Origin of the sequence: Luteirhabdus pelagi (genome assembly GCF_016827595.1) — a bacterium.
Classification (GTDB): Bacteria; Bacteroidota; Bacteroidia; order Flavobacteriales; family Flavobacteriaceae; genus Luteirhabdus; species Luteirhabdus pelagi.
The window spans coordinates 1-14563 of sequence record NZ_JAECMS010000008.1; the positions used below are offsets into that span (position 1 = coordinate 1).

Here is a 14563-nt window from a genome sequence, read left to right on the forward strand (position 1 = left end):
AATATTCACCAGTCAAATTATATGTTTTGCTTTGAACTAGAGTGAATAATAGGAATACTGAGTAAATAAATTTCATCAAAATTCGGTTTAGGCGTGCAGCTAACGGTTTTGTATAACGCCTCTCGTTAAGCGGTTTTGTAATTTACGTAATTTTCAGATAAGTTTTTTTTGAAATTAACTTGTAGGATATTCAATGCAATTAACCAACATCGCTTAATGAGCGTTATACGTTGTTGTGTGTAGTTTTTATCTCAGTTTTAATAATTTTAAAACATGATTTTTTAAAGTCGTCTTTGGTCCCATCAATAAACCTAACGTTGCTTTAAATATTCTGTCATTTTCATAATCTCCAGAGAATTGTTTAGGTTTCATTCCTGCCTTGTAAAAATTAAACCTAGCATTTGCAGAAGTAATAGCTTCCATTACTTCTTCTATATGTTCCTCGCAAAACCCTATTTTCTTCAACATGATATGAGGCATTTCAACTGCTTCTTCATTCAGCAATTTGGGCAGATTCTCAATAACAATATTCTCTTGCTCTCTAGTCAGCATTTTAAATCTTTGGATATTCAGTTAGAAAAGTTTTTAAATCAGTAAGCTTGTCTGGTTCTAAACTCATTTCTCGATAATAAAATACATTTGGATTTTCTGTTCCGTTTGCTCTAAAATACCAAAACATATAACCTTGGTGCATCATAAAAACGAAATCTTTTTCAGTCAGAAAATTTTCAGCATTATCTTCTTCAAGCAATTCTAAAGCCCATTCTTTTAAATCACTTCTTTGATTATATAAATCCGTTCCTATCAAATTTTTAGGAATGGCTTTCTCACATTCTAAAAAGAATCTTTTATAAATCAGAGGTAAGCTTATCCTTAGTCTTTTTTCTAATTCAATTAATTTATCCATAGGGATTTTTATCAAATTACACACAACGGTTTTGTATAACGTGCGTTTTGCGGTCTTTAAAATTACGTTTTTTTCAGTTAAGCTGTATTTTGAACATTCATCGGAATTTTCACAAGTATAAGCATCAACGCGCCAAATGCGCGTTATACGTTGTTGGGTGTAGTTTTACTCCTTGATTCTTTTCTTTAAATCCATTCGGCCGTGCAATATTCTTGTTATCTCAATTGGTTCCCCAATCAGTTTCCTGTAGAAAATAATATGCCTATTGGCCTTAAGTCCAAATAAATCAGATGTTATTCCGCTATAATTTTTTCCGAGATCTGGATTGTCAGCAATATCCTGAAAACTCTCGAGAAGCATTCCATAATATCTATCGGCCTGTTCTTCCGACCATTTTCTTACAGTATAATCCCAAATATCGCTCAAATCGGTTACGGCTTTGTTGGTCAGATTATAATCAGCCATTCTTTTTTCTTCTCTCCTTTAATTTTTTCAGATGCATATCAGGATCAAAATCATGTGCGATTCCGCTATCAATTCCTTCTTGAATAGCATTTTTTAAGGCAATCACCTTGCTTTCCTCATTCTCAAGAAGTCGAAGTCCCGCACGGATTACCTCACTAACGTTTTTATATCGACCGGCCGAAACCTGGTTGTGAACAAATTGGTCAAAGTAGTTTCCGAGAGATATGGATGTGTTTTTACTCATTTCAAATCAATTTTATTCAAATATACCAATTTTTGGTAAAAATGTCAATTCAAAAATTACACCCAACGGTATTGTATAACGCCTCGTGTTGTGTTGGCTTTCAATTTACGGTTTTTTCAATTAGGCTAGGGGAGTTTGGTTTTCTGACATCTTTTTCAATCGACAGACCATCAAACACAATACGCGTTATACGTTGTTATATGCAGTTATTTCATCAATTCTTTAATCAATTATGTCGCTATTGCTCTTTGCCCATAGTTCCTCAAATTCTATTTTTTCAGGCAATAGCAAATCTGAGTCAAGTTCTGATACTTTATAAATTCTCATCAGTTCATTAATCAAAATTCTAAATTCAATTGGTTCTTCATCATACCCATATACCAAGGTTTTAAATACCCCATTTGAGGTTTCGATAATAATAGTTGTTGTTTGGGCGTCAGTATAGGAGGCGGCATAATTTTTTTTCAATTTGGATAAGTCAACCGAATTTATCCAATTTCTCAAATTTTTTATTTGCGTTAAGTCCAACTTCCCTGAATAGTATCCAATTTTTTCTGTGTGACCAATTCCATTAAATAAGATTGAACCGTTTTTATCAATTTCGAGATACATCGATGGACATCTACCGAAACAATAGGTGCTATAAAGTCCAATTCTCATAAATTCAGAGTTGTTCTGCCGTTCCAAACGTCTAAAACCAATTCTACCCAGATTATCAAAATAAATTGAATTGAATAAGTCAGCTGACCCATTATTTAGAGGTGAAAGTATTAGTTCACTTTGATTAAGTTCTTCTATTTGAAATAGAAATGTTTTTCGCAATTCAAGAATTTCTTTGTTTTCTGAAAACGTTCTTTGGTTAATGGTCAACGTGTCATTAGAAATTGAGTAGTAACTAGAATTACTAGAAGATGTGATATAATTACAGATTGAATCCTTGAAACTTACGTACAATTGATGCTGCAATTTTTTGTCATTTTTGTTAAGTAAAATCCACTCACCTTGAATCTCTTCAAATGAATGATGGTCTGATTTATCAATACATGACGAAACTATTAAAGTCAAAAGTAAAATTGATATCAAACGGCTTTTACTCATAATTGCATATAACGGATTTGTATAACGTATCGTTGTGTGGTTTTCAATTTACAAATTATTCAGTTAGGGGAGAAGTTGTTGATTTTTGTAATCCTTTTCAATCGCTTGACCATTCCACACAATGGACGTTATACGTTGTTGTGCACTGTTTTTTAGTTTCCATTTAAATATGTTTTTCCGTCTCGAAAATTCAATTCCGTTTCGTCCGCTCTACGTCCTTTTCGGTTTTCGTCAAATGCTGGTTCATCAAGTCGGTCAAGTCCAATTAAAATCTGAAAAACTGCAATTCTATTTTCGTTTTCCAGTTCAGTCCGTAACCATTTTCTATATTCCGGAATCAAATTTCGATTTCCAATTTTTGATAAACTCCAATACCCGCTAACTCGTTCCTCCTCTTTTTTATAAATTCCAGAATTCAGTCCATCAACAATAATTTGTTCCAGTTCATTTGGTTTGAACTTCGTCAATTCCGATTCCGCAATTATTTGTTTTTCGTATTCCGAGTGAGAATTTCCGTTCGCTTTTTCAAAAATAAATCCAGCTTCTGTAAACTGTTCGTTTTTTAATTTCATTTCTGTTTTCAATTCAGCGCAACGATTTTTCTAAAATAGTGCACAACGGGTTTGTATATGGCTCGTAGCGTGCAAATTAGCAATTGTTTTTCGGTTGAGCCACGAGCCAGATTTTTAAATTTTACTATCTACCTGCCTGCCGGCAGGCAGGTCTTACTTTTTGGAAATCGTCCACCGAAGGACTACTGCTACCAAAGTATAAAATAGAAACTACAGTAAATTTAAAAATTTGGCGACTTTCCAATTATGCCTTAACTTCGATTAAGCAACTAATTAGCTATGAGCTATATACGTTGTTGCCATTAGTCTTTATCCTCGTTTATTTAAAACCCATTTCAATATTTTAGCAGAATTATTCGCATCATCAATTCCTCTGTGATGAGTTCCATCTAAAGGTATTTTTAGTTTATTCAGAGCTCTTTTCATTCCAATACCTTTTCTCATTTTCAATTCCTTTGATAACTCGACCTTAATATTTAAATGATTTTCACTCATCGGATAGTTGACATTGAACTTTTTGCATTGTTCTTTTAAAAAGTGTTTATCATATGCACCATAACTTGCCCAAGTATAATCTTTCGAATTGTAATGCTTTTCAATCATTTGACACGCTTCTGACAGAGAAATTCCGTCATCTTCGAGCATTTTCGGTGTTATGGTAGTCAATCTCGTACAAAATTCCGAAACTTCTGACTTCATAGGTTTAACTAAAATACCTTTTTGTTCAGATATTTTTCCGCTTTGAATATCAAGCAAGCAAATTCCTATTTCAATTATTTCACTATTATTCTTTTGATATTCGCCATCTTCTTCCCAGCAAGTAGCTTCTAAATCAACTATTATTATTTTTTTTGTAATCATATTTTTTGTATAAAAAACTGTTTTATTCCTCAGTTATATTATAAGTATTTGTTGTTTTTCAAGATTAATGGCAACGGCTTTGTATAACGTGCGTTGTGCCGTTTTGTAAGTTACGTTTTTTTCAGATAAGGTTTTTCTAATTCAGAATTGTGAGAAATTCAATACTGTTAACCTTCTTGGCACTATGCATCGTTATACGTTGTTGGCACACGTTTTATTATTCAATTATATTAAATCCATTTGTGTCTTTTAAAAATTCATATCCTACGTGTTTTAAGTAGGTCGGTCCTTCTATTTTGAATATTGGTTTGGTTAATGATTCAATTTCAGTTGTGTCGGATCCTCCTAAGTTGACAAATTTTAGTTGAGTTTTCATTTAATTTTATACAGTGTTGCCCACAGTTTTATTAATTTTAAAGGTCGAATCCAAATGGTTGTTTCTTATTCAAAATTGATAAGAACGACCAATCTATGATCTATTGTCCTTTACTTTATCAATTCGACATTTTGCAGAACTTTTTCCCAAAAAAATAAATTCATGTATTTATAAATTACTTATATACAGGCTAAAATTACCTTCGCAGTCGGTTTTAGTCATGTTATTTTTTTTTCCTCCTTGGTGGCCGTTTGAATCTTGAGGAAAAGGACAATTTACGATTATTGAATAGCTATCATTCATTTAAAAAAGCATGGAATAATTATTCTATACCTAATGACTTGTTATTTATTGCCGATACTGATTGCTTAGGAATATTACAAATTGACAACATTTCTGAAATAATATGTTTTAATTCTGTAAGACTGTCATCTTTTGAGGCTTGTCTTCCTTTTAAAGACAAGTCTTCCCAACGTTTAGCATCTTTAATATCACTTCTAGGAACAGTTAAAATCAAATTAAAGAATATATCTTTATACCGCTGGGGATTATTACTAAATGCATCTTTTGATAACTGTTCTAGCTCAATTGCTTTAGCTTTTATAAGATTTTTGTTATTGCTATTAATTATTTCGTATTCTTTGTTCAGAAATTCTTCAAACTGTGCTTTCTGTTTAATGTCTGCGAATTCTGCATTCTGGATGAAAGCAAATTTTACTTCTTTTAAATATTCTAATTCTTCAAGAATATTTCGGTGATTTAATAATTGATCAAATTTTTGGATTAAATTACGCTTTTGGTCATCAATTTTATAAATAAAATCAGTTTGAATATCGTTTCGATTTTCTATAGAAAGACCATAAAGATTAATTAATTGGGTTTGAATTTGACGTAACTGTGCTAACACTGATTTTCGATTTTCTGCAGTTTCCTCTTCATGTATTTCTTCGTTAACACGATCTATATAAAATTTAATTTCACCAATTACTTTATCGTAGTTAATTGGATTTTTTGAAGGAGTAAAGATTTGAAAATCTGAATATTCAATAGACGGAATTCTAATATTTATTGTTAAATCTCTAGACTCTGATATTTGGAAATCTAATTGAATATCAAGCCCCGCAATCAAGTCTTGATTCATTTTTTCACTTTTAATCTCAAGGTAACCAATTGTAAGATTACTTGCCGCAGAGTTTCTAGATGGTCCTTCTAAGATGTTTATAATTAATTTATCATCACTATTTTTAACAATACTCTTTGAGGCTTTTTTGTAAATAGTACGTTTTAAGGGGAGTATCTTATTCTTAAAAAAAATAGGTTCTAGTAGGGTTTCGCCATTGTCTCCATCCAATTCAATGCTTATGTCTGCAGGAAGCGGTTGACCGTTAATACGAAACAAACCTTGCGATATCTTAACCTCTCTTGATTCGCCAATTGGTTGTTGTTTTTTATCAAAAAGTTGGACTATAAATTTATTCTCGATTTTCTTTTCTAATGGAACAACTGAGCTGAACCTGTAAGAGAACTCTTTTAAACCAGAGTCAAACCCTTCTTCACCTTTAATTTGATAAAATTTTGCCTTTTTAGAATCTGTTTTGCCCAGTATTATCTCTTCAGCATCCTTACTTTGGGTTTCATAAACAAGCTTTAAATCAATTTGTTCCTTTTCCTTATTAACCTTAATTGAATGTGATATTTCTTGATTTAATATAGACTCAACTGATCCAGCATAATAAGCGGCCCCAACTACTATTGCGGTTGTGGGATCCATCGTTGTATCTACATAACATTGCGATCTTAGCTTTAATTGTTCTCTTATGGTTGGAATATAGGTAGTCCCACCTACTAATACAATTCTATTAATTGATTCAAATGATAAGTTATTCTTTTCTAACAATTTTTCAATCAGTTGGTAGCTCCTATCAAAATGATTACAAATAATTTTATCAATATTGCCTTTTGTGATAGTAATCTCTGTATCAATATCCAATAGATTATTATAAACTTCAAAAGTATATGAGTCTTGACGTGATAGTATTTTTTTAGCTTCCTCAGCATATGTAATAAAAGCACTTAACGCAGATGCGTCGGTTTTTTGAACTAATTGCTCATACAGCTTTTTCTTTCCAGTCTCATCTTCAATAGGCTTACAAATTAAATCACGTACAATGTCTTGATCGATATCTTTTCCACCCATATAATTATCACCTTCATGATCAATAACATCAAGAATCCCGTTGCGCATTTGTACTAGAGCGACATCAAAAGTTCCACCCCCATAATCATACACAAGCCATTTGTCATTCTCAGAAAATTGGCTATCTTCTGAATTGGCATAGGCTATACAGGCTGCAATTGGTTCCTGTAACAATACCACCTCTTTTAAACCAGATTGATAAGCTGCCTTTTTAGTTGCATTACTTTGGATTGTATCAAATGAAGCAGGAATAGTAACAACGGCACTATTAGTATCTTCTTCTCGAAAAAGGAATAATTCCTCTAAAACTGCTTGCGATAGTTGGATAGGGTCTATTTTTTTTTGTGCCTTTTCGTCATAGGTACCCATCAATCGTTTAAAGTTTAAATGTACACTGCCAGGTTGGGTCTGTAATAATGACAATGCTTTATCGCCTACTATATTTTTTTTTCTAATCGCAACAGCACTTGGTAAGGTTTCTTTTAGGTTTATCGGGTTTTTATGAATTATTACTTTCCCTTTACTATAGGTTGCAATAGCACTATTTGTGGTGCCCAAATCTATTCCTACATTAATATATTTCATAACAGCTAATATACAATCTTGTGAACAATTTCTAGTCTACAAAAAATCTTTTAAGAGTCTTATTGCACTCATATCGTAAGTTTTTTTGGAGTATGCGGCTCTACTTAAAAAATTCTAGTAAATTGGATTACAGATCCTGAGCAAATTTTAAATAATGAGCTTTTACGAATTCTTAACTACCTCCAAAAAACGTCTCTCGAAGCGTTTTTCTGACCTTACTAAGGAAGAAATAAGTTTTGAAGAAAAAGAGCTTCGATTGGAAAGTAAAATGATAAACCAGTCAGGTTCTGATCAAGTATTAAACTTCCTAAATGCGCTACATGAAACTCCAATAGGGCTAGATTTCTTAATAGACAACCCCAATCTCGCCAAAGCCATATTTTTACAAAAACCCAAATTCAATAAATCAGAAAAAACTTTGGTTATGAAATACCAAAGAAAAGATATCCAGCATTTTTTTTATGATTTTTTACAAGTTGAACTTGAAAGCGCAATTGGAGAGGCAGCTACTCTAAACAACTACTCAAGATTATTATACATAACAAAGTTTAACAAATACCTTCCTGAAGAAATCATCCTTTTACTAAAATCAAAAATTTTAGATAAGCTAAAGGTTATTGAAAAGAGGGTCAACGCAGGGATTTTTGGGGTAGTCAAAGAATTAGAAGAAATAAAACATATTACAATCTTTTTGGGAGACCAAAATTTGATCAAAAAATGTGAGGTGATTCAAAATTTAGCAATGAAACACTCATTGGAAGAGGTACATAAACCTGGTATTGTTCATTTCTTTACTTCGATTGATGATTTTTTCGATGCTCTAAGAAGTGAACCCAAAACCGTTATTGAAAAAGAAAAAAAACGAGAAACGCTTAGGGGTTGTGGTATGGTTTTTTTGGTGGTTGCCATTATTATTTTATGTTGTTTTCTGTTTATCAAAATATTCTTGCTTTCAGATAACAAAGAAACGGTTGCAAAAAACTATCCTACATATTATAAAAACTCTGATAAATTTCCGTCATACCTTACTGATTTTAAAAGAGAAGAGGTTACCAATTACAAATATATTGGGCCAACTAGTCCGCAAGGCTTTCCATTGGATAGACAATTTAGCTTTTATCCAAATGATGTATTATCACGTGGCCCAAACATTATTAACAATTCTTCATTTGATTTAATTTTTTTTTCAACTGAAAACACTTTCCCACTGCTTGACACACCAGATGCTGCCGCTACTTATATTCAATCAGGCAGCAGTGGCTATACAGGAGCCCATTATTTAAATAGAATGTATTTTGGTGATAGCCTCTCTCTATTCAATACTAAATATGACCAAAAAAACTCAACGACTAAACGGTTTATCGCTCAACCCAAATTTTCTAAGGAATGTATCAAATACCGTATTCATTTTAGAGGTCGAAATACAATCACGATAATTGATTCACTTGATCGTATTTTTATTGATGGAACAGGAGGGATTGAATTGTATTTTAATGAAACAATAAGGAGTGAAAAACTCCCGTTATTATTCCCTCCTAAATCATAACAAGGAATTACTCACCTGCTCGCAGCTTCTCCAACTTTGTATGGGTAGTGTGTAATGCTTTTCACACGAGCGGATTGGCTCTCCCTAATCTGCGATTTCGCGCGGTAGCGAGGGAGAGGATTTTCAGAAGCACCGCCCTGAGCCTGCCGTGGGGTAGGCGAGAACAAGCAATTACTCAAACATTGTTAGCACACGTTTTATTTTCTGAAATCGATTGTTTTAATAATTCTGAGTTTTTCCTCAAGATCAGCACATCCAGAACAGTCAATTATCAATCTATTGCCATCAGGTAAATCATCAGTAAAACCACCTATATATCTTATGTCATTTTTTCCAATCATGATTTTAAAATCCCTTTCATTAATTGATTTATAAATAATGTCGAAATTGGGAGTTCTCAAATCATTCAATGAGCTGGAGTAATATCCGTAGTCAAATGAAATAGTGTCATTTTTATCAGTTATTCCTCCAATGAAGCTATCAATCCCTTTCTCTCTAAAAAATTTAAATTCTTTTGGAGTCTGGATTTTAAATTTTTCTGTGTTAATGGTATGCCAGCCAGCTATTTCACTTTCAGAATAATAGTTTGAGTCGTCAAGAATAATTCCAAATTTCGGTTCTTCATAGTCCAAATTGTCTTGGTCAAAAAAATAGGAGGTTAGAAGCACCACAAGCATAACTGAGGCAAATCCTATGATAAGCCCGGTGCCTGAAAACCTAGATTTCTTGGGTCGTCTTCGGTTCATTTTAAATGTGTGCCAACGGTCTTGTATAACGCCCCGCGTTTGGCGCTTGGTGAATTTACGTAATTTTCAATTAAGCTGTTTTTTTTTTGATCTGCACGAAATCAAATATTCATAACCATCATTGCCAAATGCGCGTTATACGGTGTTGTAAACAGTTTTATTCCGATATTCCAACTCTAATTTTTTCTTGTCTCGCATGATTTAAAATAGTATAATTATATGGAAGCTTGGAGTCTGAAGTTTTTATTTCCAAATCAGCTCCTACTGACCAATTCATTACAGTTTTAATATCCTCTAAATGAACAACGAATTGCCTACCATTTTCTAAAGTTATTGATGAGTTATCTTTTGATTTACCTGCAAGCTTCATTTTATATTTTATTATTTTTCTAGAATCAATTCTCTCGTGGTATTATCTATACTCCATTTTCTGAAATTATCTAAAAAGCTACGCCCTAAAAGAAGTGGCGAATCTGATACTCCAATCGAAGCTCTGACGTTTTTTACTATATAATCACCAATAGTCAATTCGGGTATAATTAATCTTCTACATTTTACTATAGAGCCATCTGCTAGTTTGAATAATGCAGGTTCAATGTAGTCTTTCTTTTTAATAATTCCACTATTAATAAGTTCTCTCTCTATGTTTGTCGATAACGAAATTTCACTAGCACCAGAATCGAGAATAAAATGTTTATCTAAACCTCCGATTTTGATCCAAACTTTATAAACACCTCCGTAAGTTTCTAAGGCAATTTTATCTTGTGCTTTTGAACTAGAAATGGCTGGTTTTCTGTTTGTTAAATTCACTGGAGAAAATGGATCATCGTCTATTTGATTAAATCTGTCACTCCGGGAAATCTCGCTCAATAAATATGTGAATGCATTAAACATCCTATCTGTTTTATTACTATCAAATGTTTTAACAGTAAAATCTGAAATTGCCATACTCCCATGCCAATTCAAATAAATACAGTTGGATGTTGTTAACCCTCCAAAAACACTTTCAACTTTTTCTTTGCAACTGAACTTTAAAACTTTGCCTTCAATTGAGTTATTATCTTTATTGATTTCAATTTCAGATGCGTTCATTTCATAACTGACAGATTTTTCATAAGTATCTTTGTACGCAGGATGTTGTTTTAAAACATCAACAACTAATTTACCATCGTTATGTAATTTCACGGAATATCTTTCTGCAGAACCGTGTTGGAGGTTGGAGTTTATATAGTCCAATGTTTCTGGAATTGAAAGCGTTTGAGAAAATAAATTCAAACAAAATAAATTCATTAATAAAAATAGTACTTTCTTGTTCATTTCAGGGTTCTGTCAAAATTGTTTACAACGGATTTGTATAACGTGTTGTGTTGCGGGGGATTAAAGTTAGTTATTTTTCAGATAAGGAGTTTTTTAAAGTAGGGTAGAACTTTTCAATTGTTTGACCATCACCAGCAATATACACGTTATACGTTGTTGGCCACTGGCGTAATTAGATCAATAGTCCTGAACAAGTACCTCGGTCGGAATCCGAAGCGATGTGCTCAGCTTTCTGATCATACTCAGGCTCAGCTTTCTTTTTTTGTTCAGAATCTCGCTCACCCTGCTCTTGAATCCCATGACCTCCGCCAGGTCCTTTTGCTTCATTCCCATCTGTTCCATGCGGAACTTAATCGCCTCGATCGGGTCGGGCATGCCAATCGGGAATGTCTCGTTCTCATATCGATCGATCAATATAGATAGAATCTCCAGTTCATCACCTTCCGGCGTTCCCTTTTTTGAATCAAATATCTCCTCAAGTCTTTCAAGGGCCTTTTGATAGTCTTTTTCGTTTCTAATCGGTGTTATTTCCATGGTCAAATGTTGTTTGCGTCAATCTTGTCATATTCGGCGTGGGTTCCGATAAACCGGATCCAGCATATCTGAAACTCAAAGTTGAACTTTACGATCAGCCTGTAGTTGTTTCCCTTAATGTTATAGACAATCCTATTTTCCCTTAATATGCTCGCGCTTGGATAATCCTTTTTCAATTCGTTTATATTCGCCCACTCGGCTTTTTCGGTCTCCCTGTACCAAGCTTTCAGCTGTTGTTCACAGTCAGCATGCTTTTCCCAGAATTCCCGTAATGTTCTCTTCGCGATTACTCTCAAAGTTCAATTATTTGATACAAATATAAACAAAAAAGTTACCATAATGGTAACTTAATTTTCTTTTTTCGCTTGTGGCCAACGGGATTGTATAACATGTCGTTGCCCGTTGGATAAATTTAGTTAAAATTCAATTACTAGAATTTGGATACTTGATTGTTAGAAGTTCAATATGGTTAACCCGCTAGGGCAATGCTTGTTATACGTTGTTGTGCAACGTTTATTCCAATCTTTCAACTTTCACCCTAAATCCGCCACTTACATTGGATTTGAAGGTTGATACATTATAAGTTAGAGTACCATAATATCCAAATGAGGATTGCTGTCCGAGTGGAGAATTCAATTTGGTATTATCAGAATAGAATAATAGTAAGTAGCTACCTTCTTCTTCTGCATCGAAAAGCCATGTTTTTTTCAAACGTGATGAAAGCGTAAAAGATGGTTCAAGAAGCTCAGTACCCTGAGGGATTGTTTTGACTTTTTTGTCATCTATTTTTCTTCGAATTTCTAACATCGGTACAAAAATCAACTTTTCGAAACCTATACATGAACAAATTGACTCGATTGTAGCGATGTAAAGTCCAGGTTTTTCTATGTCAATTTGAGCAGCCTCATAAAAGGAATCTATTTTTCCAGAGCTTTCTTCCGTAAAATAAAAAAGACTCAAATCCTCCTTGCCGAGCGTTAATCTCTCAAATTTGTTAAGTTCTAATTTTGCTTCAGGAATAACTTTGAGACTATCAATATGAGTTTTAACTGGATTTGCTTGAATGTTTTCATAACCTTTATTTGGGAGTGTTTTACAGCTCAGAATAAAAATCATCCCAAGTAAACTCAATAAAATTCTTTTCATATTTCTCTTAAATGTTGCACAACGGTCTAGTATAACGCAATGTTGCGCTTTTTCCCAGACCAAAATAGTCAAAACTTTCGAGATTGGCCGAATGCGAGGGTTTTCCGATGAGGAAAATCCGAAGCAATTTGCGTTATACATTGTTGGCTCTTGTTGGGCAACCGGAATTCTGGTCCAACACAAGCTGAACCGGATTTGGTAAAAATCACTTGGAGCCTTGCACTGGCCAAAGAAATCAATTGAACCGCTCAATTTTCAGCATCCAAGTCAATTTCTACTCACATATTCAAAATCCATTCAGAGTTTATTGAAACGAAGGGAATTCAATTTCAATTGCAATTTATTCAGATTAGACGTTTTTTCAACAAATCAGATTTGAGAATCTCCATTTGAATGAGACCGAGCCTGACCGAGTTCAAAATTTGGTTCAGAAACTGCCAAAATTTTTTGCGCCTGTGGCGCATCCGCCCAATAAGCGCCAACGGTCTTGTGTATGGCTCGTTGCGGGAAATCCGCGAGGATTTTCCGCCGTAGAACGAAGATAGCAAATTGCAATGAATTCCGATTAGGAATTCAGCCGCAATGAGCTATACACGTTGTTGCCATTTCGTTTTTTTTCTCGGTTTTAGTTGAATTCAGTCGTTTTAATTTTGTCGAGTAAAATAATTCTCGATTTTGGTGACATTCGTTTGCGGATTATCAAATTCCTCCGTCCAAATCATTTTGTTACTTTCGAAAGTGACATTTTCAATATCGACTTCTTCTGGTTCACCAACATTCTTAACGGTAATTCTATAAATTCCGTCCTCGATTTTACTCCAGTTAAAATACTCAAAATTCACGCTTTCAACTTCGCATCCTCCGTTGTTGTCTGGAATCAGACTTATTAATTCAATTGTGTTGTCCGCAAGAAAAGTATAACTTGATTGTAAATCACACGCAGTTGGTTCATTTGTGTTTTGAGTTCCGTCATCGTAAGTGTAAATTACTTTTCCGAATTGCCATTTCGCAATAATAGGGTCAGTTTGGCTTTGTCCATCATCATTGTCATCAGATGAACTACAAGAAAAAGTCAGAAATGCAATTAAAATCAATAATGAAATTTTTTTCATAATCCGTTTTTGTTTTTGGGTTTAAAATTCCGCAATTCATTTAAAATTCAGTTACGGTTTTCCATAATTAACTCCACTTTTTTAATTTTTCAGTCGAGGTTTTTAATGTTAGCACGATTTTTTTTTCAAAATGAATGGCAACGGTCTTGTATAACGCTCGTGGCGCGTTGGACAATTTACACATTTTTCAATTATTAGATAGGAGGGAACGTGTCTGTGTGAATTCAATGCAATTGAATTCACCAGCGACATGTGTCGTTATACGTTGTTGTGTGTAGTGTTTTCTGTTTTTTTGATCTTGTTCATCAAATCAATTCTACTAAATCTGTTCTTTTTATAATTAATAGAGAAAGGTTCATTATCTGGTTCGGATAAATTTCTTACAATAATCACATCAGAAATTGAAAGCTTAAAAATATCATCAAAATATTCAATAGCATATTTTTCATTTTCTAGTTCTATTATTCTTTGTGTTTTTGGGAAATCATATTTTGAATATTGAACTATGTTTTTCTCGATCGTCCTTTTCCGAATCTCGTCATAAGGTTCTTTTCTGAAGAAATTTTTCTCACGTAATTTTTTAATGGAATCAATTATCACCATCGTTAAAGTACCGAATAAAGTCAATCCAACAGTAAATAAGATTGGATATATTAAGCTATAATCACTATTTGTAAAAACTGCGTATAGAGTCAGTATTGTTGCTATTCCACCAAAAATGATAAATAGCAAAATCAATTGATTCAGAATTGTTTTCAGATAGAGTTTATTCATTCAAACATGTCACGTCCTGAAATATGGCTACAGGTTAAAAATTGATTTACGCTGTTAATTTATATACCATTTCAGGTGTTTTA

At 33.3% G+C, this 14563-nt stretch carries 17 protein-coding genes; 1 reads left to right on the forward strand and 16 read right to left on the reverse strand.

Annotated features, from left to right (window positions below):
• Positions 1-246: 246 nt before the first annotated feature.
• From I4Q58_RS14975 to I4Q58_RS15010, 8 genes are all read right to left on the reverse strand, one after another.
• A complete protein-coding gene (locus I4Q58_RS14975; protein WP_203296721.1) occupies positions 247-552 on the reverse strand; it encodes a hypothetical protein in 306 nt (101 codons plus the stop codon).
• 1 nt (position 553) lies between these two features.
• Complete coding sequence (locus tag I4Q58_RS14980; RefSeq protein WP_203296722.1) at positions 554-907, reverse strand: SMI1/KNR4 family protein; 354 nt, start codon at positions 905-907, stop codon at positions 554-556.
• A gap of 165 nt (positions 908-1072) precedes the next feature.
• Positions 1073-1372, reverse strand: coding sequence for a type II toxin-antitoxin system RelE/ParE family toxin (locus I4Q58_RS14985; RefSeq protein WP_203296723.1), 300 nt, complete (start codon positions 1370-1372; stop codon positions 1073-1075).
• Positions 1365-1616, reverse strand: coding sequence for a type II toxin-antitoxin system ParD family antitoxin (locus tag I4Q58_RS14990; protein WP_203296724.1), 252 nt, complete (start codon positions 1614-1616; stop codon positions 1365-1367). The genes I4Q58_RS14985 and I4Q58_RS14990 overlap by 8 nt, the downstream gene beginning before the upstream one ends.
• Before the next feature lie 222 nt (positions 1617-1838).
• The gene (locus tag I4Q58_RS14995) at positions 1839-2714 is read right to left on the reverse strand and encodes a DUF6438 domain-containing protein (RefSeq protein WP_203296725.1); all 876 of its coding nucleotides are present in this window, start codon (positions 2712-2714) and stop codon (positions 1839-1841) included.
• Between the two features lie 152 nt (positions 2715-2866).
• A complete protein-coding gene (locus I4Q58_RS15000; protein ID WP_203296726.1) occupies positions 2867-3286 on the reverse strand; it encodes a hypothetical protein in 420 nt (139 codons plus the stop codon).
• A gap of 309 nt (positions 3287-3595) precedes the next feature.
• Positions 3596-4147: a 3'-5' exonuclease gene (locus I4Q58_RS15005; RefSeq protein ID WP_203296727.1), complete on the reverse strand. Its 552-nt coding sequence runs from the start codon at positions 4145-4147 to the stop codon at positions 3596-3598.
• Between the two features lie 698 nt (positions 4148-4845).
• A complete protein-coding gene (locus I4Q58_RS15010) occupies positions 4846-7305 on the reverse strand; it encodes an Hsp70 family protein (RefSeq protein WP_203296728.1) in 2460 nt (819 codons plus the stop codon).
• Between the two features lie 154 nt (positions 7306-7459).
• On the opposite strand from I4Q58_RS15010, the gene I4Q58_RS15015 reads away from it, so the two are divergent.
• The gene (locus I4Q58_RS15015) at positions 7460-8851 is read left to right on the forward strand and encodes a hypothetical protein (protein ID WP_203296729.1); all 1392 of its coding nucleotides are present in this window, start codon (positions 7460-7462) and stop codon (positions 8849-8851) included.
• Between the two features lie 197 nt (positions 8852-9048).
• Here I4Q58_RS15015 and I4Q58_RS15020 read toward each other — a convergent pair whose 3' ends face one another.
• From I4Q58_RS15020 to I4Q58_RS15055, 8 genes are all read right to left on the reverse strand, one after another.
• Positions 9049-9597 carry a hypothetical protein gene (locus I4Q58_RS15020; RefSeq protein WP_203296730.1) on the reverse strand — a complete coding sequence of 183 codons (549 nt, stop codon included), beginning with the start codon at positions 9595-9597 and terminating at the stop codon, positions 9049-9051.
• A 157-nt stretch (positions 9598-9754) separates the two neighbouring features.
• Positions 9755-9967, reverse strand: a complete 213-nt coding sequence (locus tag I4Q58_RS15025) for a hypothetical protein (RefSeq protein ID WP_203296731.1) — start codon at positions 9965-9967, stop codon at positions 9755-9757.
• Between the two features lie 11 nt (positions 9968-9978).
• A complete protein-coding gene (locus I4Q58_RS15030) occupies positions 9979-10914 on the reverse strand; it encodes a retropepsin-like aspartic protease (RefSeq protein ID WP_203296732.1) in 936 nt (311 codons plus the stop codon).
• A 177-nt stretch (positions 10915-11091) separates the two neighbouring features.
• A complete protein-coding gene (locus tag I4Q58_RS15035) occupies positions 11092-11448 on the reverse strand; it encodes a helix-turn-helix domain-containing protein (RefSeq protein WP_203296733.1) in 357 nt (118 codons plus the stop codon).
• Between the two features lie 2 nt (positions 11449-11450).
• Positions 11451-11744 carry a type II toxin-antitoxin system HigB family toxin gene (locus tag I4Q58_RS15040; RefSeq protein WP_203296734.1) on the reverse strand — a complete coding sequence of 98 codons (294 nt, stop codon included), beginning with the start codon at positions 11742-11744 and terminating at the stop codon, positions 11451-11453.
• Between the two features lie 217 nt (positions 11745-11961).
• Entirely contained in the window at positions 11962-12594 is a 633-nt protein-coding gene (locus I4Q58_RS15045) for a hypothetical protein (RefSeq protein ID WP_203296735.1), read from the reverse strand.
• 644 nt (positions 12595-13238) lie between these two features.
• On the reverse strand, positions 13239-13706 hold the full coding sequence (locus I4Q58_RS15050) for a hypothetical protein (RefSeq protein ID WP_203296736.1): 468 nt from the start codon (positions 13704-13706) through the stop codon (positions 13239-13241).
• Positions 13707-13964: 258 nt separating this feature from the next.
• A complete protein-coding gene (locus I4Q58_RS15055) occupies positions 13965-14480 on the reverse strand; it encodes a hypothetical protein (protein ID WP_203296737.1) in 516 nt (171 codons plus the stop codon).
• Positions 14481-14563 lie beyond the last annotated feature (83 nt).

Coding starts and splice junctions, on each gene's coding strand:
- I4Q58_RS14975 (WP_203296721.1), bottom strand. CDS start 552: ATGCTGACTAGAGAGCAAGAGAATATTGTTATTGAGAATCTGCCCAAA.
- I4Q58_RS14980 (WP_203296722.1), bottom strand. CDS start 907: ATGGATAAATTAATTGAATTAGAAAAAAGACTAAGGATAAGCTTACCT.
- I4Q58_RS14985 (WP_203296723.1), bottom strand. CDS start 1,372: ATGGCTGATTATAATCTGACCAACAAAGCCGTAACCGATTTGAGCGAT.
- I4Q58_RS14990 (WP_203296724.1), bottom strand. CDS start 1,616: ATGAGTAAAAACACATCCATATCTCTCGGAAACTACTTTGACCAATTT.
- I4Q58_RS14995 (WP_203296725.1), bottom strand. CDS start 2,714: ATGAGTAAAAGCCGTTTGATATCAATTTTACTTTTGACTTTAATAGTT.
- I4Q58_RS15000 (WP_203296726.1), bottom strand. CDS start 3,286: ATGAAATTAAAAAACGAACAGTTTACAGAAGCTGGATTTATTTTTGAA.
- I4Q58_RS15005 (WP_203296727.1), bottom strand. CDS start 4,147: ATGATTACAAAAAAAATAATAATAGTTGATTTAGAAGCTACTTGCTGG.
- I4Q58_RS15010 (WP_203296728.1), bottom strand. CDS start 7,305: ATGAAATATATTAATGTAGGAATAGATTTGGGCACCACAAATAGTGCT.
- I4Q58_RS15015 (WP_203296729.1), top strand. CDS start 7,460: ATGAGCTTTTACGAATTCTTAACTACCTCCAAAAAACGTCTCTCGAAG.
- I4Q58_RS15020 (WP_203296730.1), bottom strand. CDS start 9,597: ATGAACCGAAGACGACCCAAGAAATCTAGGTTTTCAGGCACCGGGCTT.
- I4Q58_RS15025 (WP_203296731.1), bottom strand. CDS start 9,967: ATGAAGCTTGCAGGTAAATCAAAAGATAACTCATCAATAACTTTAGAA.
- I4Q58_RS15030 (WP_203296732.1), bottom strand. CDS start 10,914: ATGAACAAGAAAGTACTATTTTTATTAATGAATTTATTTTGTTTGAAT.
- I4Q58_RS15035 (WP_203296733.1), bottom strand. CDS start 11,448: ATGGAAATAACACCGATTAGAAACGAAAAAGACTATCAAAAGGCCCTT.
- I4Q58_RS15045 (WP_203296735.1), bottom strand. CDS start 12,594: ATGAAAAGAATTTTATTGAGTTTACTTGGGATGATTTTTATTCTGAGC.
- I4Q58_RS15050 (WP_203296736.1), bottom strand. CDS start 13,706: ATGAAAAAAATTTCATTATTGATTTTAATTGCATTTCTGACTTTTTCT.
- I4Q58_RS15055 (WP_203296737.1), bottom strand. CDS start 14,480: ATGAATAAACTCTATCTGAAAACAATTCTGAATCAATTGATTTTGCTA.